The organism is Micromonospora sp. M61, from assembly GCF_018070245.1.
Classification (GTDB): Bacteria; Actinomycetota; Actinomycetes; order Mycobacteriales; family Micromonosporaceae; genus Micromonospora; species Micromonospora zamorensis.
On sequence record NZ_JAGPYA010000029.1, the window covers coordinates 46369 to 67445 of the forward strand.

20 protein-coding genes are annotated in these 21077 nt (G+C 72.2%); 8 read left to right on the forward strand and 12 right to left on the reverse strand.

The window, feature by feature from the left end; genetic code table 11:
* Nucleotides 1-140 precede the first annotated feature (140 nt).
* The 4 genes from KBX34_RS18260 to KBX34_RS18275 all read right to left on the reverse strand — a co-directional run bounded on the left by KBX34_RS18260 (nt 141) and on the right by KBX34_RS18275 (nt 6925).
* On the reverse strand, nt 141-1478 hold the full coding sequence (locus KBX34_RS18260) for an acetyl/propionyl/methylcrotonyl-CoA carboxylase subunit alpha (RefSeq protein ID WP_210925979.1): 1338 nt from the start codon (nt 1476-1478) through the stop codon (nt 141-143).
* Between the two features lie 92 nt (nt 1479-1570).
* Nucleotides 1571-2170 carry a TetR/AcrR family transcriptional regulator gene (locus tag KBX34_RS18265; RefSeq protein WP_088950830.1) on the reverse strand — a complete coding sequence of 200 codons (600 nt, stop codon included), beginning with the start codon at nt 2168-2170 and terminating at the stop codon, nt 1571-1573.
* Between the two features lie 73 nt (nt 2171-2243).
* Nucleotides 2244-5135, reverse strand: a complete 2892-nt coding sequence (locus KBX34_RS18270; protein ID WP_210925981.1) for a hypothetical protein — start codon at nt 5133-5135, stop codon at nt 2244-2246.
* 2 nt (nt 5136-5137) lie between these two features.
* A complete protein-coding gene (locus KBX34_RS18275; protein ID WP_210925983.1) occupies nt 5138-6925 on the reverse strand; it encodes an HSP90 family protein in 1788 nt (595 codons plus the stop codon).
* A gap of 122 nt (nt 6926-7047) precedes the next feature.
* On the opposite strand from KBX34_RS18275, the gene KBX34_RS18280 reads away from it, so the two are divergent.
* Complete coding sequence (locus KBX34_RS18280; protein WP_210925985.1) at nt 7048-8301, forward strand: MFS transporter; 1254 nt, start codon at nt 7048-7050, stop codon at nt 8299-8301.
* Here KBX34_RS18280 and KBX34_RS18285 read toward each other — a convergent pair.
* A complete protein-coding gene (locus KBX34_RS18285) occupies nt 8298-9455 on the reverse strand; it encodes an FAD-dependent oxidoreductase (RefSeq protein WP_210926009.1) in 1158 nt (385 codons plus the stop codon). The genes KBX34_RS18280 and KBX34_RS18285 overlap by 4 nt on opposite strands.
* A 106-nt stretch (nt 9456-9561) precedes the next feature.
* Between KBX34_RS18285 and KBX34_RS18290 the strand changes: the two genes are divergently transcribed.
* The 3 genes from KBX34_RS18290 to KBX34_RS18300 all read left to right on the forward strand — a co-directional run bounded on the left by KBX34_RS18290 (nt 9562) and on the right by KBX34_RS18300 (nt 11941).
* Entirely contained in the window at nt 9562-10143 is a 582-nt protein-coding gene (locus KBX34_RS18290; RefSeq protein WP_210925987.1) for a TetR family transcriptional regulator, read from the forward strand.
* 68 nt (nt 10144-10211) lie between these two features.
* Nucleotides 10212-10760, forward strand: a complete 549-nt coding sequence (locus tag KBX34_RS18295) for a SigE family RNA polymerase sigma factor (RefSeq protein ID WP_088950827.1) — start codon at nt 10212-10214, stop codon at nt 10758-10760.
* On the forward strand, nt 10757-11941 hold the full coding sequence (locus KBX34_RS18300; protein ID WP_210925989.1) for a hypothetical protein: 1185 nt from the start codon (nt 10757-10759) through the stop codon (nt 11939-11941). The genes KBX34_RS18295 and KBX34_RS18300 overlap by 4 nt, the downstream gene beginning before the upstream one ends.
* Nucleotides 11942-11996: 55 nt before the next feature.
* Here KBX34_RS18300 and KBX34_RS18305 read toward each other — a convergent pair whose 3' ends face one another.
* The 3 genes from KBX34_RS18305 to KBX34_RS18315 all read right to left on the reverse strand — a co-directional run bounded on the left by KBX34_RS18305 (nt 11997) and on the right by KBX34_RS18315 (nt 14207).
* Nucleotides 11997-12899: a sulfurtransferase gene (locus tag KBX34_RS18305; RefSeq protein WP_088950825.1), complete on the reverse strand. Its 903-nt coding sequence runs from the start codon at nt 12897-12899 to the stop codon at nt 11997-11999.
* A 91-nt stretch (nt 12900-12990) separates the two neighbouring features.
* Nucleotides 12991-13437 (reverse strand): hypothetical protein, encoded by a 447-nt coding sequence (locus tag KBX34_RS18310; RefSeq protein ID WP_210925992.1) that lies wholly within the window; start codon nt 13435-13437, stop codon nt 12991-12993.
* 2 nt (nt 13438-13439) lie between these two features.
* Nucleotides 13440-14207: an SGNH/GDSL hydrolase family protein gene (locus KBX34_RS18315; RefSeq protein ID WP_088950823.1), complete on the reverse strand. Its 768-nt coding sequence runs from the start codon at nt 14205-14207 to the stop codon at nt 13440-13442.
* Between the two features lie 321 nt (nt 14208-14528).
* Here KBX34_RS18315 and KBX34_RS18320 point away from each other — a divergent pair, with 321 nt between their 5' ends.
* The 4 genes from KBX34_RS18320 (at nt 14529) to KBX34_RS18335 (ending at nt 17937) form a co-directional block, all read left to right on the forward strand.
* A complete protein-coding gene (locus KBX34_RS18320) occupies nt 14529-16298 on the forward strand; it encodes a proline--tRNA ligase (protein WP_210925994.1) in 1770 nt (589 codons plus the stop codon).
* Nucleotides 16299-16356: 58 nt separating this feature from the next.
* Entirely contained in the window at nt 16357-16782 is a 426-nt protein-coding gene (locus KBX34_RS18325) for a CBS domain-containing protein (RefSeq protein ID WP_099849526.1), read from the forward strand.
* 70 nt (nt 16783-16852) lie between these two features.
* Nucleotides 16853-17281, forward strand: coding sequence for a SufE family protein (locus KBX34_RS18330; protein WP_210791815.1), 429 nt, complete (start codon nt 16853-16855; stop codon nt 17279-17281).
* Nucleotides 17282-17301: 20 nt separating this feature from the next.
* Nucleotides 17302-17937: a DsbA family protein gene (locus KBX34_RS18335; RefSeq protein WP_210791813.1), complete on the forward strand. Its 636-nt coding sequence runs from the start codon at nt 17302-17304 to the stop codon at nt 17935-17937.
* A 68-nt stretch (nt 17938-18005) separates the two neighbouring features.
* Here KBX34_RS18335 and KBX34_RS18340 read toward each other — a convergent pair whose 3' ends face one another.
* The 4 genes from KBX34_RS18340 to KBX34_RS18355 all read right to left on the reverse strand — a co-directional run bounded on the left by KBX34_RS18340 (nt 18006) and on the right by KBX34_RS18355 (nt 21048).
* Nucleotides 18006-18554, reverse strand: coding sequence for a YbaK/EbsC family protein (locus tag KBX34_RS18340; protein ID WP_141911982.1), 549 nt, complete (start codon nt 18552-18554; stop codon nt 18006-18008).
* 95 nt (nt 18555-18649) lie between these two features.
* Nucleotides 18650-18844, reverse strand: a complete 195-nt coding sequence (locus KBX34_RS18345; protein WP_088950818.1) for a hypothetical protein — start codon at nt 18842-18844, stop codon at nt 18650-18652.
* Nucleotides 18845-18957: 113 nt separating this feature from the next.
* Nucleotides 18958-19611, reverse strand: coding sequence for a GAP family protein (locus KBX34_RS18350; RefSeq protein ID WP_099849518.1), 654 nt, complete (start codon nt 19609-19611; stop codon nt 18958-18960).
* Nucleotides 19612-19659: 48 nt separating this feature from the next.
* Nucleotides 19660-21048 carry an MFS transporter gene (locus KBX34_RS18355; protein ID WP_210791809.1) on the reverse strand — a complete coding sequence of 463 codons (1389 nt, stop codon included), beginning with the start codon at nt 21046-21048 and terminating at the stop codon, nt 19660-19662.
* Nucleotides 21049-21077: the final 29 nt, after the last annotated feature.

Here is a 21077-nt window from a genome sequence, read left to right on the forward strand (position 1 = left end):
CATGTCGGCCCCTTTGCTCTGCTGCCCTATGTGCGACGGCTACTGTCCGTCATCCGGACAACCGCTGTCGCCTATAGGTAAGCAGAGCAAAGGGCGAACGAACCAGTCCTGCCTCCCCGCAGGGGCGACGGCCTGGCCGGTCAGCGCATTCGGGAGACGATGCCCGTGTCGTAGGCGCCGGAGAGGAACTCTTCGTTGGTCAGGAGCTCGGCGAAGAAGGGGACGTTGTTCTTCGGGCCCTCGATCTGGAAGGCGGCGACCGCGGTCTTCGCCCGCTCCAGCACCTCGTCACGGGTGGCGCCGCTGATGATGAGCTTGGCCAGCAGGCTGTCGTAGAACGGGGTGACCGTGTTGCCCTCGGTGTAACCGGAGTCGACCCGCACACCCTCGCCGGTGGGCTCCACCCACGTCCTGACCACACCCGGGCCGGGCAGGAAGCGCTTCGGGTCCTCGGCGTTGATCCGCAGCTCGATGGCGTGACCGCTCGGCGCCAACGCGTCCGGGTCGAACGTCGGCGCCAGCCCGGACGCCACCCGCAACTGCTCCTCGACCAGGTCGACGCCGTAGACGTACTCGGTCACCGGGTGCTCCACCTGAAGGCGCGTGTTCATCTCCAGGAAGAAGAACTCGTTCGTCTCCGGATCGAGCAAACACTCCACGGTGCCCGCGTTGCGGTAGCTGACCGCCTCACCCGCGCGCACCGCCGCCGCCAAGAGGCGAGATCGCAGCTCCGGCGACACCGCCGGGGACGGCGACTCCTCGACCAGCTTCTGGTTGCGTCGCTGCACCGAGCACTCCCGCTCGCCGAGCGCCACCACCCGGCCGTCGGCCAGGCCGAGAATCTGCACCTCGACGTGCCGCACCCGGGGGAAGTACCGCTCGATCAGCACCGAGCCGTCGCCGAACATCCGCTCGGCGAACGCGCGCACCTTGTCGTACTCGGTGCGCAGCGCGGCCTCGTCGACGGCGACGCCCATGCCCATGCCGCCGCCACCGGCCGCGGCCTTGACCATCACCGGGTAGCCGATCCCGGCGGCGGCGGTAACCGCCGCGTCCAGGTCGGCGGCCGGGTCGGTGGTGCCGGGCGCGACGGGAACGCCGGCGGCCGCCATCAGGTTCCGGGCATTGATCTTGTCGCCCATCGCGGTGATCGCGTCCGCGTCGGGCCCGACCCAGATCAGGCCGCTCGACTCGACGGTACGGGCGAACTCGGCGTTCTCCGACAGGAAGCCGTAACCGGGGTGGATGGCCTGCGCACCTGTCGCCTTCGCGGCGGCGAGGATCGCCTCGGCGTTGCGATAGCTCTGCGCCGGGTTCGGCGGGCCGATGAGAACGGCCTCGTCCGCCTCGGCCACGAACGGGAGGTCGGCATCGGCCTCCGAGTACACAGCGATCGCGCGGATGCCGAGCCGCTTGGCGGTCCGGATGATCCGGCGGGCGATCTCGCCCCGATTGGCGACCAGCAGTGACTCGATCATGTTTCCTCCCGGCGTCCGGATGGTGGGACGGTAGTCAGGGAATCATGAGCGACGGGCTTCTGACGAGTCGGGTTCAGGCGAGCGAGTCGGCCTCAGGCGAGCAGTGCGGCCAGGGTCGCGCCGCGCAGCAGCTCGGCACGGCGTCGGCGGTCCACCTCGCCACCGAGGAACGGGGTCGAGTTCATCAGACCGAACGCGGCGTGCGCGAGCACCCGAGCCTCACCGTCGGGCATGCCCGGGTGCAACGCGGTGAGCACTGTCACCCACTCCTCGACGTAGAGCCGTTGCAGGCGACGGATCTGCCGTCGCGGCTCCTCCGGCAGGCGATCCAACTCGTGCAGGTGCAACGCGATCACCGCCGGGTTGGCCAGCGCGAACTCGACGTGGAAGTCGATCAGCGACTCCAGCACACCGCGCGGGTCGTCCGGGCGGCCGGCGGCACGTTCCCGCCCACCGGCCAGCAACCCGTCGCTGACCGGGATCAGCGCGGCGGCCAGCATGGCCTCCTTGCCGGCGAAGTGGTGGTAGAGCGCCGGACCCGTGACCCCCGCCGCCGCACCGATGTCGTCCATCGACACACCGTGGTAGCCACGGGCGGCGAACAGACCGACCGCGATCTCCAGGATCTCGTCCTTGCGGGACCTGCGCCGGCCCGCGCCCGCCGCACCCCGTGCCTGCTGTTCCACCGTCACCGGGCAAGCGTAGACCGCGACCTGACCACGGGGGGCCGCTGGTTACCCAGCGATTGGGCACACCTCGGCGCGCTCAGTCGTCGTCCGGATCGAGGTCGTGCTCCGTCCGCAGCGCGGCGGCCTCGGCGGGCCGGTCCAGCAGATCCAGGGCACGGGCCAGCAGCCAGGCAGTCTGGCGGACCGGCTGCGAGTCGGCCGGCAGCCCACCGAGGACACGCCGCAGCAGCGGCTCCGCCTCGGCCGGCCGGTCCAGTCGAAGCAGCAGCTCGCCGGTGAGACCCTCCACCTGGGCGGCCTCACCAAATGCCTCGATCGACCGCAGCTGGTCGGGCACCCCGGTGAGTCGCGCCAGCGCCTCGTCCAGCCGGCCGTCGGCCGTCAGCACCCGCGCCCCGGCCTCGGCCGCCATCGCCAGCTCGTACGTCACCGGTGGCTCGGCCTGTCCGGCCAGCGTCGCCGCCAACTCGTCCACCTTTTCGACGGCACGGATCGCTGCCGGCCGGTCGTCGGCCCAGAACCAGGCGTACGCCTCGCGCCGACGCGCCCGCAGCTCGTCCAGCGGCATGCCGCCGAGCCGGTACGCCGTGGCGGCTGAGGCGAACCGCTCTGCGCCGGCCGCGTCCCGGTCCGCGTCGTAGAGGATGTCGCCGGCCTCCTCCAGCACCTGCGCCCGATACGGGAGGTTGTCGGGACCATTCAGGTTGTCGGCCAACTGCTCCAGCAGGGTCAGCGCCGGGTCGATCTCGCCGAGACCGGCGTACACGCCGGCCAGCAGGTGCCGGCAACGGTCCGCCTCGGCCTGGGCGCCAAGCCGGTCGAGACCGAGGACGGCCTCCTCGGCGACCTCGGCCGCCTCGCCGAGCCGACCCACCATCCGGTACGCGTTCGCCAGCTCCCACCGCAGGAACGCGTCTCCCTCGGCACCCCGCTCCACGCAGAGCGTCACCGCCTCGACGAGGTCGTCCACCGCGTCGGCGGCCCGGCCTGCGGCGAGCAACGCGCGGGCACGGGCGACGCGAACCGGCAACTCCGCGTCCGCAGGTGCAAGCGGCAGTGCCTCGTCGCAGGCGGCCACCGCCTCGGCCGGGTCGTCCACCGTTCGGGCGTACGCCAGGCAGGCCGCCGTGACCAGCTCACCGACGCCCAGTTCACGGCCGATCCGACGGGACTCGTCGGCGGCGGCGCGTGCCTCCTCGACACGGTCCGCCTGCTCCAGCAGGTGCGCCCGGTGCAGTGCGACCCGGGCCGCCAGGTATGGATCACCACCCGCGTCGGGCGGCACCCGGTCCAGCGCCGCGAGCGCGTCGGCCCAGCGTTCCCGGTGCAGCAGCGCCAACGCCACCCGGTCGTGGGCGGCGGCCCGCTGCCGGGCGTCGCCGTCCCGGTCCAGCACCTCGGCTGCCTTCTGGACCAACGCCAACCCCTCGTCGGCGTCGTCGTCGGACCGGGTCAGCAGCACGCCGAGCCGCCCGGCGATCACCTGGGCGGACAACTCCTCGCCCGCCGTCCGGTACGCCTCCAGTGCCGCTCGGCTCATCTCGATCGCGCCCGGGATGTCGTCCTCGTCGCCGCGCTCGGCCGCCCGCAACGCCAACCGGTGGGCGAGCGTACGCGGGGGCAGGTCGGCCGAACCGAACCGCTCGTCGTAGGCGGCCAGCACCGCTCGGAACGTGGCCGGGTCGTGCCGACCCCAGCTCTGCTCGGCGAGGTTCAGCAGCTCGTCCGGCCCGGCGTCGGCGGGCACCGGCACGGCGGTCGGCACGGCCATGCCGGAGCGCACCACGTTGCCGGTCGCCGCAGAGGCCTTGCTCGTGGGAGTGGTCGGCTCGCCCTCCGTCGGGCGTGGCGGGCGACGGCGGACGCTCGCGGACAGCGGCAGGTGCTCGCCGCGCGGCCGCACAGCGAGCCGGCGGGCGATCCACTCCGACTGGTGGGTGGTGCCGTTGCGGGCGTCGAAGCGCTCCGCCAGCCCGGTCGCGGTCCGTGTCAGCTCGTCGGCGAGCACCAACGCCGACACCTCGCCGGCCGGTCGGCCCTCGGCAGCCCGGCGGTACAGGGTCGCCTCACCGCTCTGACCGGCCTGGCGCAGCGCTGCGGCGGCCGTCGCAGCGAAGTGCATCGCGGCGGCCGGCGACGGTGCCCGGTCCAGCCAGTCCAGGTGCCGTTCGACCAACTCCACCGCCCGCGCCTCGTTCCCGGTCAACGTGCAGAACTCGACGTGGTCGCCGATGTCCCACAGGTCGGCGAGGTTGCCGCGCAATCGGCGGTACGCCTCCCGGTGCGCGTCCCGCGCCGACTCGGCCCGCCCGGTCCGCAGGTACGGCAGGAGCAGCGCGGTGAGGATCGCCTGCGGCTGCTCGTTGCACGTGAGCCGGCCGGCGAGCACCGGCTCGGACAACGCCACCGCCTCCGCGTCCCGCCCGGTGTCGGCGAGGTAGTTCACCTGGCTCGTCGGGTCACAGCCGGCGCAGTCGGAGAGGGCGTCGCGCGGGGTGGTCTGCCAGAGCCGGTACCAGTGCGCGGCCGCCTCGGCGTCGCCCACGTGGTTGGCGACCCGGAACCGATGCTTGTGGGCGGTCTGCAGGCTGTGCCCACCGGCCCGGTAGCGGCGTTCCATGTCGTCCAGCACGGCGTACGTGCGGTCGAGTGGCACCTCCGGGAAGTTCAGCAGGCCGTTGACCATGTACTTGAAGTGCCAGAGCAGGTTGTGCAGGTGCCGCTGGTGGTAGGGCTGCGGATCCTGGTCGAACTCGGACAGGCACCAGGAGAAGGTCACGAAGGACTTCGCCGGCTCGCCGCCGTAGATGTAGCCGGTGGTGGCCTGCATCCGGGTGACGAAGGCAAGGTGTCGGTCGTCGGTTGCGTCGACCCGACGCAACAGCTGCTCCAGCGCGGCGATCTGCCCCGCCCCGTACGGCATGTCGGCGATGCCGCGCAGCACCCGCCACAGATCCTCGTCGCTCACGTTCACTCCTGTCCCGGCACGGCCCGGCCGAGCAGGCCGAGGAAGGAATCGTTCAGCAGGGCCACGTCGGCCGCGCGGATCGGATGGTGCCCGAGCAGCAGCGCCTGCCCGTAGAGCGCCTCGACGGCGAGCCCCACCAGCTCCGGGTCGGCCAGCGCGGTGACGCGGCGGACCAGAGGGTTGCGGTGGTTGAGCACCAACTGCGGGCGGTCCGGTGGTGCGGTGGAGGCGAGCGCGTCGAGGACCCCGCCCCACAGTTCGTCGGCCCGGTCCCGGCTGGCCGCGAGCTGGTCGTTGAACGCCGCCGACCTGCTGACCAGGTAGAGCGCGGGCAGCGACACCGGGTCGTACGCCCGGATCACCACCTCGCAGCCGGAACGTTCGACGGCCCGCTGCGCGGCGGTGAGGAACGGCCGCAGCGCCAGCTCCACGTGCGGGTCGAGGCTGTCGAAGCGGGTCGTGAGATCGCTCGGTTCCAGACGCTCGATCAGCACCGAGCGGTCCACCGCCGGCAGCCGCTCGATCAGCTCGGTGTCGTACGTGTAGCCGCCGTTGACCACCGCCAGATCCTGTGCGGCAGCCACCGCGGCGAGCTGGCGGAACTCGTCCAGGCTCGCCGCGTAGCGGAGCACGCCGTAGCGCTCCCGGAACTCGGCGAGGGTGAGCGTGCCGACGTTGGTGTCCATCGGCCACCACCGGTCGACCAGCTGGAGCATCTCGTCGTCGTACAGCGCCAGCGCCTTCACACCCAGGTGGTGCACCTGGAGGAACTCGGCCAGCCGGTGCGGGTCGTGTCGCGCCAGCCGGACCAGCCAGCCGCGTATCTGGTCGCCGAGCGCCTCCCGGGTCGCGGTCAGCAAGGTGTCCTCGTAGAGGGCTTCCCGGCTGGCGGTCGGGCGCAGCTCGGTGGCGTCCACGACGCAGTGCGCGAAGAACGCCCAGTCCGGCAGCAACCCGTCGGCATGCTCGGTGAGCAGCATCCGCTTGAGGTAGACCCGGTGCCCCGCACGGGCCGCCGGGTTCACCGGGGTGGGCAGGATGACGGCGACACCGGTCAACCCGGCTTCCGGCACGGTCAACGGCAGCACGTCGAACGGGTCGACGCCGAGCGTCTCCCGGGCGTACGCGATCAGCGCCGCCCGGTCGACCGGGGCGCCCGGCGCGGTGGGCCAGGGCGGCTCACCGGTGGTGGTGACCACGTCGCCGACCCGGACGGTGACCGGCAGCAGCGAACCGAAGAGGCGGGCCAGGTCGGTGACGGTCGGTGTGGTGAACCACTGGTCGGCGTCGCGGCGGGGCACCAGCGTGACGGTGGTGCCTGGTTCGGCGCGGGCGGCCTCCGGTGGTGCCAGGCTCACCGCGTACCGGCCGTCGGCGTAGCCGGTCCAGCGGACCGTGGGGTGTTCGCCGTTGCGGGTGAGCACCTGGATCTCGTCGGCGACCAGGAAGCAGGAGAGCAGGCCGATGCCGAACTGGCCGAGGAACTCGTGCCGGGAGAAGCCGAGATCGTCCCTCTTGGAGCTGCGACCGATGGTGGCCAGCAGCTCATGCACCTGCGCCTCGGTCAGGCCGATACCGGTGTCGTGCACCCGCAGCGTGCCGTCGCCGGTGATCTCGGGAGTTTCGATGCGGACCAGGGCTGGCGCGTCCGGCTCGGTCGAGCGTCGCGCGGTGATCGCGTCCACCGCGTTCTGCAGCAGCTCTCGAACGTAGACCCGCGGGCTGCCGTAGAGGTGATGGCTGAGCAGGTCGACCACGCCACGAAGGTCGACCTGGAAGGTGTGATCCACGCGTGTCTTCTCCCCCGGTCCCGAAATGCCGGCGCCCACCGTACCGATGATCACCGACACGCGCGTCCCCCTTTCGCCCGGCGGCTTGACCCTCGACCCGGTCGAACCCGCACGGTCACCGGATGACCTCCTCAGCTCTGGGCCGGGACTTCCGGCTGCTCTGGTCCGCCGCCGTCTCGTCGCGGTTCGGAGACGCGCTGCGTACGCCGGCACTGGCCCTGCTGGCGGCGACAGTGACCCGCGACCCGCGGGTCATCGCGGCGGTCACCGTGGCCGGTCAGTTGCCGCCGTTGATCTTCGGTCTGCTCGGCGGCGTGTACGCGGACCGCTGGGACCGTCGTCGGACGATGGCCCTGGTCGACGGCATCCGTGCCGTCGTGGTGGCGGCACTGGCCGTGACCGTCGCACTCGACCGCGTTGGTGTCCTGGTGCTGCTGGTCGCGGCGTTCCTGCTCGCCACACTGGGGACGCTCTTCGACTCGGCCTCGTTCGCGCTGCTCCCCGCGCTGGTGCCACCGGACGCGCTGCCCCGGGCGAACGGTCGACTCCAGGCGGGGTCGGCGGTTGCCGGCGGTTTCCTCGGGGCGCCGGCCGCCGGTGTCCTCTTCGCCGTCGCCCCGGCCCTCCCGTTCGCCCTCGACGCCGTGACCTTCGCCGCGGCGGCGCTGCTCGTGCTGGCCCTCACCCCCACTCCCGTCGCGAGCGTGCAGGTGCGGCCCGGCACTCGACGCGGGTCGGTGTGGGGCGAGATCGTCGAAGGATTGCGCTGGCTGCGTGCGCACCGGACCCTGTGGCGGGTCACTCTGCTCACCGCCGCGAGCAACCTGGCGATCAGCGGGATCATGGCGGTGCTGGTGCTCTATGCGCTGGACGTGCTGCGGGTGCCGCCAGCCGGGTACGGGTTGTTCGCCGCCGCCGCGATCGTCGGGGGCCTGGCGGGGGCGCTCGGGTCCGGTCGGCTCGCCGCCCGGCTCGGCACGGCGCCGGCGCTGTGCGTGGTGCTCGCCGCGGAGACCGTGGCGCTGACCGGGTTTGCCCTGGCCCGGCATCCGGTGCCGGGCGGCTTCGCGTTGGCCGTCTTCGCCGCCGGCACTGTGGTGTGGAACAGCCTGTGGGCGTCGTACGGGCAGCGGAACGTGCCGGCCGGGCTGCTCGGCCGTGTCGGATCGGCCCAGCGGATGGTCGGCCTGCTCACCGCCCCGATCGGTGCGGCGCTCGCCGGGCTGGCAGCCGCCGCGTACGGGACGGCGCCGGTGGCGGGTGCGGCGGCCGGCATCTTCGCGCTGGTCACACTGGCCGCGTGGCGGACACTGCGGCCGGTCGACCCGCCCGCGGGTGCCCAGCCGGTGCCGGTCGCACGAGACCTGATCTCCTAGCCCGGCGTGCGTTCCCGGTGGGACAGCCCGGACAGGCGCAGCGCGATCCGTCGGCGCCACGGTGGCACGGCACCGAGCAGCCGCAGCAGCACGTCACGGGCCGGCCGGCGGGCCGGGGAGACGGTGGCCAGCCGGGTCAGCCCGGCGGCGAAGCTCAGCACGTCCTCGGCCATCGGCCGCTGCCGGGCGGTGTAGTCGTCGAGCAGCGCGTCCGGACCACCGTCGAACACGTCCGCCAGCGCGGTGCCGAGTGCGACCGCGTCGCAGATGCCGAGGTTCATGCCCTGCCCGCCGGCCGGGCTGTGCACGTGCCCGGCGTCTCCGGCCAACAGCACCGGCCCGGCTCGGAACGTGTCGGCGATCCGGTGATGCACCCGGAACCGGGAGCCCCAGAGCACCTCGGTCACCCGGTCGGGGCGTCGCGACGGACCACGCTCGTCGAGCAGCGCCTGGAGGTACGCCTCGTCCGGCTCGGCCGGGGCCGTCGCCACGGCGGCGACCAGTCGGACCACCCCGTTCGGGAGCGGGGCCCAGATCAGCGGCCCGGAGCGGGCGAGGAAGAGCGCCGCCTCGTCTCGGGGCAGAACGCTTCGCACCCGTACGTCGGCGAGCACGAAGGACTCCTCGTCGCTGGGGCCGGTGAAGCCGATGCCGACCAACTGGCGGACGGTGCTGTGCAAGCCGTCCGCGCCGACGACGAACCGGGCGCGCAGCGTCTTTCCGTCGACCTGCGCGAGCACCCCGTCACCGTTGGTGGTCAACCCGGTCAGCCGGCAGGGCCGTCGCACCTGGACGCCGAGTTCGGCCAACTGCCCGGCGAGCACCGCTTCGGTGACCGACTGGGAGACCAGCAGCGCGTAGGGGAACCGGGACGGCAGCTCGTGGAACGGCACCGACAGCAGCACGCGGTCCCGGTCGCGCACTGTGAAGCGCGGCGTCCGCACCCCCTGGGCGTCCAGCGGCGCCGCAGCGCCGATCCGGTCCAGCACCTCCAGGGTGTACGCGTGCACGACGGCCGCGCGGGAGGTGATCGGCGGTTCGGCCAGTTGGTCCAGCACTGTCACCTCGATCCCGCGCCGGGCCAGCGTCAGCGCGGTGGCGAGGCCGGTGGGACCTGCGCCCACCACCAGGACGTCGGTGCTCGTGGGCAGCATGGCCACCTCCAGAAGGCTGTTGCCAACATCTGTTGGCAAACACTTGTTGGCGACGCTAGAGGCCAGTCGATTGCATGTCAACAGGTGTTGGCCTACGGTCGTTGACATGACAGCGCCGGCCCAACCGACCTCTCCCCGTCGCTCGGACGCCACCCGGGCGGCGATCCTGCGCGCGGCCCGGGAACGGTTCGCGGCGGACGGCTACGAGCGGGCCACGATCAGGGCCATCGCCGCCGACGCCCAGATCGACCCGTCGATGGTCATGCGCTACTACGGCAGCAAGGAGGGGCTCTTCGCGGCGGCGGCCGAGTTCGACCTCCGACTGCCCGACCTGGCTGCGGTGCCACCCGAGCAGCTCGGTGAGACGCTGGTCCGGCACTTCCTCACCCGCTGGGAAGGCGACGAGACGCTCGTGGCGCTGCTGCGGGCCGCCAGCACCAACCCCGGTGCCGCCGAACGGATGCGCGGCATCTTCACCGACCAGCTCACCGCGGCCGTGGCCACGTTCGGCACCGACCCGACCATTACCGCCCGACGCGCCGGCCTGGTGGCCAGTCAGATCCTCGGCCTCGCCTACACCCGGTACGTCGTCCGCCTGCCGCCCATGGTGGACACCACACCGCAGGACCTGGTCTCCTGGGTCGCACCGACCCTCCAGCGCTACCTGACCGGAACGCCGGAGAGCTGACCCAACCTTTTCCCCCTTCCCGTGCGTCTGCCAGGTGACGCGCATCGCGACGGCCGGAAGGGGGGCGGATGGCAGCCACGAGAAGCGACGGACGCGACGGCTACCTCGCCTTCGTGGAGAGCCACCAACACCGGCTGCTGCGCGCGGCCTACCTGATCTGCGGCAACCGGCACCAGGCCGAAGACCTGCTCCAGGACGCCCTGCTGAAGCTCGCGCTGCGCTGGTCCTCGGTCCGTGACGGCGACCCCTCCGCGTACGTGCGGGCCATCCTCTACCGCGATGCGGTGTCGTGGTGGCGTCGCCGACGGCGGGAGTGGCTCAGCGCCACACCTCCCGAGCAGGTGGCCCACGACCGGGACGGCGCGTTGCGGCTGACGCTGCACGACGCGTTGGGCCTGCTGCCACCACGGCAGCGGGCCGTGCTGGTGCTGCGCTACTACGAGGATCTGACCGAGGTCGCCACCGCCGAGGCGCTCGGGGTGACCGTCGGCACGGTGAAGAGCCAGTGTCACGCGGCGCTGCGCCGACTCCGCGAGGTCGCTCCGGACCTGGCCCGGGATGCCCGACCGAGCCAGCGCCCCGCCGACCTGGCCAACGGCCTGGAGGTGAACCCGTGAACGAGCAGGACCTGCGTCAACTGCTGACAGTCAGCGTCGAGGACGTCCGGCCCAGCCACCCCGCGGTCACCGGCTGGGAACGGGCCCGGCGCACTCGGCGTACCCGCCGGGCCGTCGGCGCGGTGGCAGTGGCCGTGGTGCTGGTCGGTGGCGGCACTGTCGCTGCCCTGCGACCGCCCGCCAACCCACCGCCGGACCACTCGGTGGCGCCGACCGTCGTGCCCAACCACGCCGGGCCGGTGGTGCGCGCCCCCGGCGAGCTGACCTTCCCGCCTGATCCGCTGGCCCGACTCGGTGACCCGGCGGCAGTGCCCCTCTCCGCCCGACCGGTCCAACGGGCGCTGGCGCTGTTCCAGCCGTTGGACGGCGAGGAATACCGTGCGGACGGTCCCGTCCGGGTGCTCGGGGACGACGGTGTGGTGCGCAGTCTCGACGTGGTGACCCCGGCCCCCACCCGGGACTCGGGCGGCAACCAGGCACCCGCCCTGAAGGCGGGAGTGCTCTCGCCGGACGGCCGGTCGGCCGCGTTCGCGCAGACCAATGAGCTGATCATGGTCGACCTCACCACGGCGACCGTGCGCCGCATCCCCCTCGATGGCTACCTGGAAATGGTGGTCTGGGCGGGCGACCGGGTGCTGGTCGGCGGCGACGGCCGGACGTACGCGGTGGACCGGGCCTCCGGCGCGGCCAGCCAGCTCGACGTCTCGCTCTGGGACCTGGTCGCGCCCGACCCGGCGGCCGGTCGCGAGGCGGCGCTCGTCGAGGTGAGCGGCATGCGGGACAACCTGACCCTGCGCAGCCGTACCGCCCGCGAGGGCACTGTTCGTTCCGAACAGAAGGTCACCGGCGGCCCGCTACCGGTGCCGTACCAGGTCAACGAGTTCTACGGCCGGGGCTGGCTGCACGGCGAACGCCTGGCCCGCTCGGCGTGGATCACCAACAGCGAGATGGACGGTGCCGAGGGGGTGGCCGTGCTGGATGCCCGGACCGGTGCGGTGGCCCACATGCTCGACCTCGGCCGCGACCGGTGGAAGGGTTGCTGCGAGGTGCTGGGCTGGGACAACCGGGGTGCCGTCCTGCTCCGCCTGCAACCGGGCGGCCTGGTGCGCTGGCACCCGGAGACCGGCGAGGTCACCGGCGTGGTCCGCGACCTGACCGGCACGGTGGCACTGGCCGGCTGAGCCCTCGTCCCCGCGCGGCCGGGTGGTCGCGCGGGGACAGGGCTGGCCAGCTTGATCAGGCGGCGAGGCCGCCGGGCTGATCGCCCTTGACGACAGGCGCCCGGACCAGGTTGCCCCACTCGGTCCACGAGCCGTCGTAGTTGCGCACCTGCGGATAGCCCAGCAGGTGCCGCAGGACGAACCAGGTGTGGCTGGACCGCTCACCGATCCGGCAATACGCGATCACGTCGTCGTCCGGGCTCAGCCCGAGCTGGTCCGCGTAGATCGCCCGCAGCTCGTCGGCGGACTTGAAGGTGCCGTCCTCGTTGGCGGCGGACTTCCACGGCTTGCTGACCGCACCCGGGATGTGCCCGCCACGCAGCGCGCCCTCCTGCGGGTAGTCCGGCATGTGCAGCGTCTCGCCGGTGTATTCACTCGGCGACCGGACGTCGACCAGCGGCCGGCCGGCGGCGATGTGCGCCATGACCTGCTCACGGTAGGCGCGAAGCGGCGCGTCGTCCCGCTGCGGCACCGGGTAGTCGGCGCGAGGGCGAGCCGGCTTGTCGCGGGTCACCTCGCGGCCCTCGGCGATCCACTTCTGCCGGCCGCCGTCGAGCAGTCGCACGTCGGCGTGGCCGAAGAGCGAGAACACCCAGAGGGCGTACGCCGCCCACCAGTTGAAGTTGTCGCCGTAGAAGACGACGGTGTCGCCCCGGCCGATGCCCTTCGCGGCGCACAGCTCGGCGAAGCTCTTCGCGTCCAGGTAGTCCCGGGTCACCTGGTCGTTCAGCTCCAGGTGCCAGTCGACCTTCACGGCACCGGGGATGTGGCCGGATTCGTAGAGCAGCACGTCCTCGTCGGACTCGACAACGACGAGGCCCTCGTCGCCCAGGTGCTCGGCCAGCCACTCGGTGGTGACCAGCCGTTGCGGGTCCGCGTACGACTGGAGGCGGGGATCAGGATCGCTCGGCACAGACATGATCCCCAAACTACGCCGCGACACGACCGGACGGCCCGCCATCGAGGATCGGGGGGCACAGATGTGGTGCGGGGAACGTTGACAGTGCCGTTCAGGCGCGGCGGTGGACGATTCGCCCGGCGACCACGGTCACCAGGCAGACACCGTCGACACCGTGGACCGCAAGGTCGGCGCGACCGCCCGGAAGCAGCACCGCCGACACCGCGACGGGCAGCACCAGCAGGTCGCTCCTGTCGACGGCAGCCCGCAGCAGCGGGTCGGTCAGGTGCTCGGCCAACACCGCCGTCACTCCGTTGCGCAGCAGCGCGTGCACCCGCTCGCGTGGGGTGGGTGCCGCCGGCAGCGGACCGTCGTGCAGCAGACCCGGCCCCAGGGTGCCGGGCCATCGGCGGACCCGAACACCCGGGTACGCCCCACTCAGCTCGACCAACGGTCCGACGGCCTCGATCCGGTCGCCGCCCACCAGGACCGCGTGCTCCGGCAGCGCCTCGCCGACCCGGTCGCGCCACAGCAGCGGCGCGGTGTGAAGGGTGAGCACGCTCAGTCGACGATCGGCCCGAGCAGCGGGCGCTTCGCCGTCACCGTGTCACCGGACGACCGACCGGTCAGCCGCCGCCGCACCCACGGGGCGAGGTGCTGACCGGCCCACCGCAGGTCGGCGGCACGGGCGGCCAGCCACGGCGACGGGGCCGGGTGCGGCGGGACCATCAGCCACTCCTCGTCGCAACCGACCCCGAGCGCGTTCAACACCTGCCCGGCGACCCGCCGGTGGCCGGCCGGGGAGAGGTGCAACCGGTCGGTGCTCCAGAGCATCGGGTTGAGGAAGGTGTCGTCGGCGTACAGGTCGACCATGATCGCGCCGTGCCGCTCGGCGGTCTCGCCGACCGCCTGGTTGAGCAACTGCACTCGCGGGGCGACGAGGCGCTGGCCGGGCAGTCGGGCCATCACGTCGGCGAACCGGAAGAGCAGCACGTCCGCGCCGCCGGAACGCAGTTGCCGGACCACCTCGTCGAAGCGGGCCACCAGCGTGTGCGGGTCGAAGCTGCGGCGCAGCACGTCGTTGCCGCCGGCCGCGAAGCTGATCAGATCCGGCTTCATCGCCACCGCTGAGGGCACCTGCTCGGCGACCACGCTGGGGAAGAGCCGGCCGCGGATGGCCAGGTTCGCGTACCGGAAGTCGGGCCCCGCGTCGGCGGCGAGCCGGGTCGCCACCAGGTCCGCCCAACCCCGGTAGGTGCCGTCCGGGTACGCGTCATCCATGCCCTCGGTGAAACTGTCCCCGACCGCGACAAAACTGCGCCAGCCCACCCGCGTTCCCCTTACGCCGTTCGTTGCCTGCGGCGACCAGTCTGTCACCGGAGGCGCGGCGGCAAGTGCCCCGAACGGGCGACGTGGCGGAGGTCATGGACAGCAACGCGACACCTCCGTCGGCCAATCCCTGCGGTCTGACCCGAGACTCAGCAGAGGGTCCACGGGCCGCTCCTTTGGGTCGTGGTGCGTGAGAGACGTGATGCCTCTCCAGACGGTTGCCGGGACGGACAGGCCTTTTCCGGGATTCCGGGCAACGGCCCGCGACGCACCGGACGAATTGGGTCGCTTGGGCGCTCGGCACGGCTCTACGCTGCGCGCATGCTGCTACGCATGTCGACCCTGTTGCTGCGGACCCTGCGCGAGGATCCGGCCGACGCGGAGGTGCCGAGCCACCGGCTCCTCCTGCGAGCCGGTTACATCCGTCGCGCCGCACCGGGCGGCTACACCTGGCTGCCGTTGGGCAAGCTGGTGCTGGATCGGATCACCGACGTGGTGCGGGGCGAGTTGTTCGCGATCGGCGACCAGGAGGTGCACTTCCCGGCGTTGCTGCCGGCCGATCCCTACCGGACGAGCGGCCGCTGGGCGGAGTACGGCGACGACATCTTCACCCTCGCCGACCGGCGCGGTGCCGAGCACCTGTTGGCGCCCACCCACGAGGAGATGGCGGCGCTGCTGGTCAAGGACCTGTTCACCTCGTACCGGGACTTCCCGGTGACGCTTTTCCAGGTGCAGACGAAGTTCCGCGACGAGGCGCGGCCCCGGGCCGGTCTGTTGCGCGGCCGGGAGTTCCTGATGAAGGACGCGTACTCCTTCGACCTGGACGATGCGGGGCTGCGGGACGCGTACGCACGGCATCGCGCGGCGTACCGGCGGATCTTCGACCGGTTGGGCCTGGACTACACGGTGGTGCACGCGATGTCCGGGGCGATGGGCGGCTCCGCGTCGGAGGAGTTCCTGGCGGCGACACCGGTCGGCGAGGACACCTACGTCGGTTGCACGGCCTGCGACTACGCGGCCAACACCGAGGCGGTGGTGACCCGGGCATCGGCCGCCGCCGACCCGGGCGCGCAGCCGGCCGTCGAGGTGCACGACACACCGGAGACCCCGACGATCGCCAGCCTCGTGGAGCTGGCCAACACCCGCAGGTTGGGCGGTCGGAACGACTGGATCGCCGCCGACACACTGAAGAACGTCGTGCTCTCCGTCCGCCAGCCGGGCGCCGAGCGCTCCGAACCTCTGGTGATCGGGCTGCCGGGTGACCGGGAGGTCGACCTCAAGCGGGTCGGTGCCGCCCTGCACCCGGCGCAGGTGGCCGTCTTCGAGGAGTGGGCCGACCATCCCGAGCTGGTACGCGGGTACATCGGGCCGCAACTGCTCGACAAGCTGGGCATCCGTCTCCTGGTCGATCCGCGGGTGGTGACCGGGTCTGCCTGGTTGACCGGGGCGAACGAGCCGGGCCGTCACGCGACCGACGTGGTCTGCGGTCGGGACTTCACGCCCGACGGCACGATCGAGGCGGCCGAGGTGCGCGCCGGCGACCCCTGCCCGGACTGCGACGCGGGGGAGCTGACCATCCGGCGGGGCATCGAGATCGGGCACATCTTCCAGCTCGGCCGCCGGTTCACCGACGCCTTCGCGGTCGACGTGCTCGGTCCGGCCGGCAAACCGGTCCGGCCGACCATGGGCTGCTACGGCATCGGGGTCTCCCGGGCGGTCGCGGCGATCGCCGAGCAGCACCACGACGACCGGGGGCTGGTCTGGCCGGCGGCGATCGCGCCGTGCGACGTACACCTGGTGGTTGCGGGCAAGGGCCCGCAGCTCGACGCGGCGCTGGCACTCGGCGAGCGCCTCGCCGCAGCCGGCCTGCGGGTGCTGGTCGACGACCGCACGCACGTCTCGGCCGGGGTGAAGTTCACCGACGCCGAGCTCATCGGCATCCCCCGGGCCGTCGTGGTCGGCCGCCGACTCGCCGACGGGTACGTCGAGCTGCGCGAGCGGGCCGGCGACGGGCGCACCGAGCTGCCGTTGAAGGGTCTGGTGGAGCAGCTCGTCCACGAGGTACGCCAGGAACGTGCGAGCCTGGTGTAGCTGTCGCGTCACGGGGTAGTGCAGTTGGATCGGGTGGATACGTCTTCGGAGGGCTCTCATGACCGGTTACCGGGTCAGTGACGTGATGACCAGACAGGTCGTGTACCTGCCGGCCGAAACCACACTGGACGAAGCGGCCAGGGTGATGAAGGAGGCGGACATCGGCGACGTGGTGGTCACCGATGGCGCCAGCCTCGCCGGCATGCTCACCGACCGGGACATCGTGGTGCGGGCAGTGGCGGAGAACAGCTCCCCCGCGGCCACCACCATCGGCTCGATCGTCACCCGCGAGGTGGTCATGATCGAGCAGCACTGCACGGCGGGTGAGGCGGCCGCGCTCATGCGCGACCGGGGCATTCGGCGTGTGCTGGTCTGTGACAGTGATCGCAAGCTGGTCGGGATCGTCTCGCTCGGCGACCTGGCCATGCAGCTCGACCCCACCAGCGCTCTCAGCGAGATCAGCGAGCAGTCGCCAACGGTGTGACGAACAGGCCGGCCAGGCGCAGCAATGCGCCGCCGGCCTGTTCGCAACTGACCGGCGGTAGCCTCGACGCATGGCTGACATGCCGGCCCGACTGGCCGAGATCGTCGACGAGTTCGCTGCCGCCCCGCGCGACCTGGTGCTGGAGATGCTCCTGGAGTACGCCGACGTCATTCCGGTGCTGCCGGAGGGCGCCGCCGCACGCGAGGGCATGGAGCAGGTGCCGGAGTGTCAGACGTCGTTCTTCCTGCGCGCCAAGGTGACCCCCGAGGGCACCGTGGAGACGGTCTTCGACTGCCCGCCGGAGGCGCCGACCACCCGGGCGTTCGCCGGGATCCTCGCCGAAGGGCTGGCGGGCGCGAGCGCCGAGCAGGTGCTGGACGTGCCGGACGACCTCTACCAGCGGATGGGCCTGGCGCAGGCGATCAGCCCGCTGCGGATCCGCGGCGGCACGGCGATCCTGGGCCGGCTCAAGCGTCAGGTGCGGGAACAACTCGGCTGACCGTGAGGTTGCCACCGATCATGGAGATCGAGATCTACGCGGACGTCATCTGCCCGTGGTGCTACATCGGCAAGCGCCGCCTGGATGAGGCCCTCGCCCGTTACGAGGGCGAGGTGACGGTCCGCTACCGACCGTTCCAGCTCGACCCGTCACCGGTGCCCCAGCCGCTCCCGCTGGTGCAGGCGCTGGCCGGCAAGTTCGGCGGCCCGGAGCGCGCCCAGCAGATGGTCGCGCACGTGACCCAGGTCGCGGCGGCTGACGGGCTCCGACTGGACTACGACCGTGCGGTGATCGCCAACACCTTCGACGCGCACCGGCTGGTCTCCTACGCCACTGACCACGGTCGGGCGGCCGAGATGGTGGAGGCCCTCTACCAGGCGCACTTCAACGAGGGTGTCGACGTCGGCTCCCGGGAGGCGCTGGCCGCGGTGGCCGGTGGGATCGGCCTGGACGCGGTCGACGTCCGCCGCTTCCTCGACTCCGACGAGCGCGTCACCGACATCGCCGCCGAGTTGGCCGCAGCTCAGGACCTCGGCATCACCAGCGTGCCGACCTTCGTCCTGGCCGGAAAATACGCGGTCTCCGGCGCACAGGAGGTGCAGACACTGCTCGCCGCTCTCAGCGAGGTCGAGCAGCGCGAGGCTGCGGCACACTGAGCCACCGGAGCGCCCGGCATTGATGATCACGATGTTTCACGTGCAACAACATCGATGCCGGTGCCTGCTCAGGCCGGCCTGGCCAGCCCTTCCACCACCTGCGCACCGGGCAGCGCGCCCAACGCCGGCCCCGGCAGTGCGATCTTGCTGTGCCGTACGCCGGACCCGATGATCACGTGCGGCGTGGCGATCACCCGCGCGTCCACCAGGATGGGCCACTGCGCCGGCAGCCCGATCGGAGTGATGCCGCCGTACTCCATGCCGGTCAGCTCGACCGCGTCCTCCATCGGTGCAAAGCTCGCCTTGCGCACGTCCAACGTGCGGCGGGCCACCCCGTTGACGTCGGCCCGGGTGGTCGCCAGGACGATGCAGGCCGCGTAGCGCACCACACCCTCACGCTTGCCAGCCACCACGACGCAGTTGGCCGACACGTCCAACCCCACCTCGTACGCCGCGCAGAACGCTGCGGTGTCGGCGAGTTCGGCGTCGATCGGCGCGACCAGCACATCGTTGACGTCCACTGGCGCGTCGGCGGGCCACTGCGCGATGGCCTCCGCCACCGGCGGGGCGAGCAGGTCGAGGCGGGCGCGGGCCGGTTCGGTCTTCAGCGTTCCCATCACGGGTGCGATCCTCGCATCCGGCATGCCGAACCGCCCGGCGGCTCCCGGGCCGTCCCGGGACACCGCCAGCCTGGGCCGGACCGAACCGGTGCTCAACTGCCGGAGAGGAAGGCGTTGTCGCGCATGAAGGAGCGGTCGCGGGCGGCCGCCAACTCCTCCTCGCGGTGGGCCTTGGCCCGTTGCAACTCCAGGTCCTCCAACGCGTGGCGGACACCCAGCCGGATCACGCCGTAGAGGAAGACGAAGCCGAAGACGTAGAGGATCACCGTGGTGACGACAGCGAACATGGCGTCACCGTAAGACGAACGTGAACCGTTGTTGCTCTCATCTCCGCCCGGTTCCCCCGTACGTGTCAGCGAGGTGGTCGGGGGCCAGGTGCGCCCGCCCGGTGTGCGACGACTCATCCCGAACGGATCAGGTCCAGCACGGTCAGCAGCGCGAAGAACGCGATCACGATCTCGTTGACGATCCAGGCGTGCCGCTCGGCCCATTCCCGCATCCGGGTCAGCGCCCGCGCCGCCTTGTCCCCGAGCAGCAGCAACGCCAGCAGGGGCAGAGCGAGCAGGAGCACGGTGAGCAGTACGAACGGCACCAGATGCCACCACGGCAGGTCGTGCCGGGCCACGCTCGCCCCGACGGCGGCCATGGTGAGGTCGTCGGTGGGCGTCACCACGAAGAGCAACGCGCCCAGCCGCAGGGCCCGACGCGGGTCGGCACGCTCGATGCTCCCCAGCCATCTCGGTGGCCCGGCCCGGTTCCGCCGTACCCACACCAGCACGGCCAGGCTGACCAGCAGGGCGAGGACCACCAGATCGATGACGGGACCGCGATCGACCCTGCCGGCCACGGCACTGGCGTCGGCGACCAGTCCGCCCACCCAACGGGTCAGCAGCCAGCCCACTGTCACTCCGGCCGCGACCACCAGCCCGGCACCGGAGAGGAAGCCCAGCGACGCCGCCCGGGGCCGGTCCGACGAGGCGAGGAAGACCGCAACGACCAGTTGGGTCCCGGCGACCATCACCACGGCGAGCGGCAGGACGGTCAGGAAGTTCATCGCCGCCATCCTCCCCGGCCAACCGGCTCGGATGCTGCGGAATCCCGATCACCCGACCGGCCGTACGCTCCCGCCCGTCACGACACGGCCGGCCAGCAGCGCCCCGAGCAGCGCCAGGCCGGAGGCCACCACCAGGGTCAGCGTGTAACTGGCCGGGCCAGGTGCGCTTCCCGCCGCCAACACCGCCCCGGTGAGCGCCAGCACTGTCGCCGCGAAGAGGTTGTCGCCCAGTTGCAGCGACGAGCTGTTGCGGCCCTGCTCACCGGGGGCGGACAGCTCCAGGGTGAGCACCGACAACGACGGGTAGAGCAGCCCCATGCCGAGGCCGGCGACCGCCCAGCCGAGCACGGCGACCATGATCGGCAACTCGGGTAGGACGGCCAGCGCCACCGTGGCGGTGCCGACCGTGATGCAGGTCAGCCCGGCACGCGGCAGGCTGGCCCGGGAGGCCGGCACCGGGATCCGGCCCTGCAACCAGGAGCCCACCGACCACGCCAGCGCGCCGACCGTCAGGACCAGCCCGGCCGCGGTCGGCGAGAGGCCCCGCTCCCGGGAGAGCATCAACGGGATGACGACCTCGGCGCCGACGAACGCCGCCGACGCCAGCCCGCGCAGCCCGACGACGGTGGGCAGCCCTCGGGCCGCCCGGAGGAACCCGGCCGGCAGCAGGCGGGGAGCGCAGACCAGCAGGCCGACCACTGCGGCCGCGATCAGCACCAGGGCGGTGACGCCACGCTGCTGTCCCCCGATGTGCAGCAGTGCGGCGCTCACCGCCGCCCCGCACGCCCAACCGATCCGTGCCGCCGCACCGGCCGCCGGGCTGCTCGCCACACTCCGGCCCAGCGACCGCAGGCCCGGATGGATCAGCAACACCGCCGGCACGGCCACCGCCGGGACCGCCAGGAATACCCACCGCCAGCCCAGGTACTGCACGATCAGACCGGCGATCGCCGGCCCGACCAGCGACGGTACGACCCACGCCGCCGCGAACGCCGCGAAGATCCGCCGGTGCAGATCCTGCGGGTACGCCTGCCCGACGATCACGTAGAGCGCCACCGAGAGCAACCCTGAGCCGAAACCCTGCACCGCCCGCCCGACGACCAGCGCACTCATCACGGGCGCGGTCCCGGCGATCAGCAGCCCGACGACGAACCACGCGACGCCGTGCCACATCGGCCCCCGAGGGCCTCGGGCGTCGCACCAGATGCCCGAAACCACCATGGCCAGCACACCCGTGGCGAACGGACCACCGAACGCGATCCCGTACAGCGCGAGCCCGTCCAGGCTGCGGGCGACGGTCGGCATCGCCGTACCGACCGCCAGCGCCTCGAAGGCGAGCAACGAGATCAACGCGACGCTGCCCACCGTCATCGCTCGCAGCCGGGGTGCGAACAGTCCCGCTGCGGCGGGTATAGCGGGGGCGACTGTGCTCGGCATGGACCGAGCATGCGACCTCAACCCGGATT

What these genes read in the sequence shown, in the direction of transcription:
- KBX34_RS18260 (WP_210925979.1), bottom strand. Translation starts at nt 1,478, where the DNA reads ATGATCGAGTCACTGCTGGTCGCCAATCGGGGCGAGATCGCCCGCCGG.
- KBX34_RS18280 (WP_210925985.1), top strand. Translation starts at nt 7,048, where the DNA reads ATGACCTCCTCAGCTCTGGGCCGGGACTTCCGGCTGCTCTGGTCCGCC.
- KBX34_RS18285 (WP_210926009.1), bottom strand. Translation starts at nt 9,455, where the DNA reads ATGCTGCCCACGAGCACCGACGTCCTGGTGGTGGGCGCAGGTCCCACC.
- KBX34_RS18290 (WP_210925987.1), top strand. Translation starts at nt 9,562, where the DNA reads ATGACAGCGCCGGCCCAACCGACCTCTCCCCGTCGCTCGGACGCCACC.
- KBX34_RS18295 (WP_088950827.1), top strand. Translation starts at nt 10,212, where the DNA reads ATGGCAGCCACGAGAAGCGACGGACGCGACGGCTACCTCGCCTTCGTG.
- KBX34_RS18305 (WP_088950825.1), bottom strand. Translation starts at nt 12,899, where the DNA reads ATGTCTGTGCCGAGCGATCCTGATCCCCGCCTCCAGTCGTACGCGGAC.
- KBX34_RS18320 (WP_210925994.1), top strand. Translation starts at nt 14,529, where the DNA reads ATGCTGCTACGCATGTCGACCCTGTTGCTGCGGACCCTGCGCGAGGAT.
- KBX34_RS18325 (WP_099849526.1), top strand. Translation starts at nt 16,357, where the DNA reads ATGACCGGTTACCGGGTCAGTGACGTGATGACCAGACAGGTCGTGTAC.
- KBX34_RS18330 (WP_210791815.1), top strand. Translation starts at nt 16,853, where the DNA reads ATGGCTGACATGCCGGCCCGACTGGCCGAGATCGTCGACGAGTTCGCT.
- KBX34_RS18335 (WP_210791813.1), top strand. Translation starts at nt 17,302, where the DNA reads ATGGAGATCGAGATCTACGCGGACGTCATCTGCCCGTGGTGCTACATC.
- KBX34_RS18340 (WP_141911982.1), bottom strand. Translation starts at nt 18,554, where the DNA reads ATGGGAACGCTGAAGACCGAACCGGCCCGCGCCCGCCTCGACCTGCTC.
- KBX34_RS18345 (WP_088950818.1), bottom strand. Translation starts at nt 18,844, where the DNA reads ATGTTCGCTGTCGTCACCACGGTGATCCTCTACGTCTTCGGCTTCGTC.
- KBX34_RS18350 (WP_099849518.1), bottom strand. Translation starts at nt 19,611, where the DNA reads ATGAACTTCCTGACCGTCCTGCCGCTCGCCGTGGTGATGGTCGCCGGG.
- KBX34_RS18355 (WP_210791809.1), bottom strand. Translation starts at nt 21,048, where the DNA reads ATGCCGAGCACAGTCGCCCCCGCTATACCCGCCGCAGCGGGACTGTTC.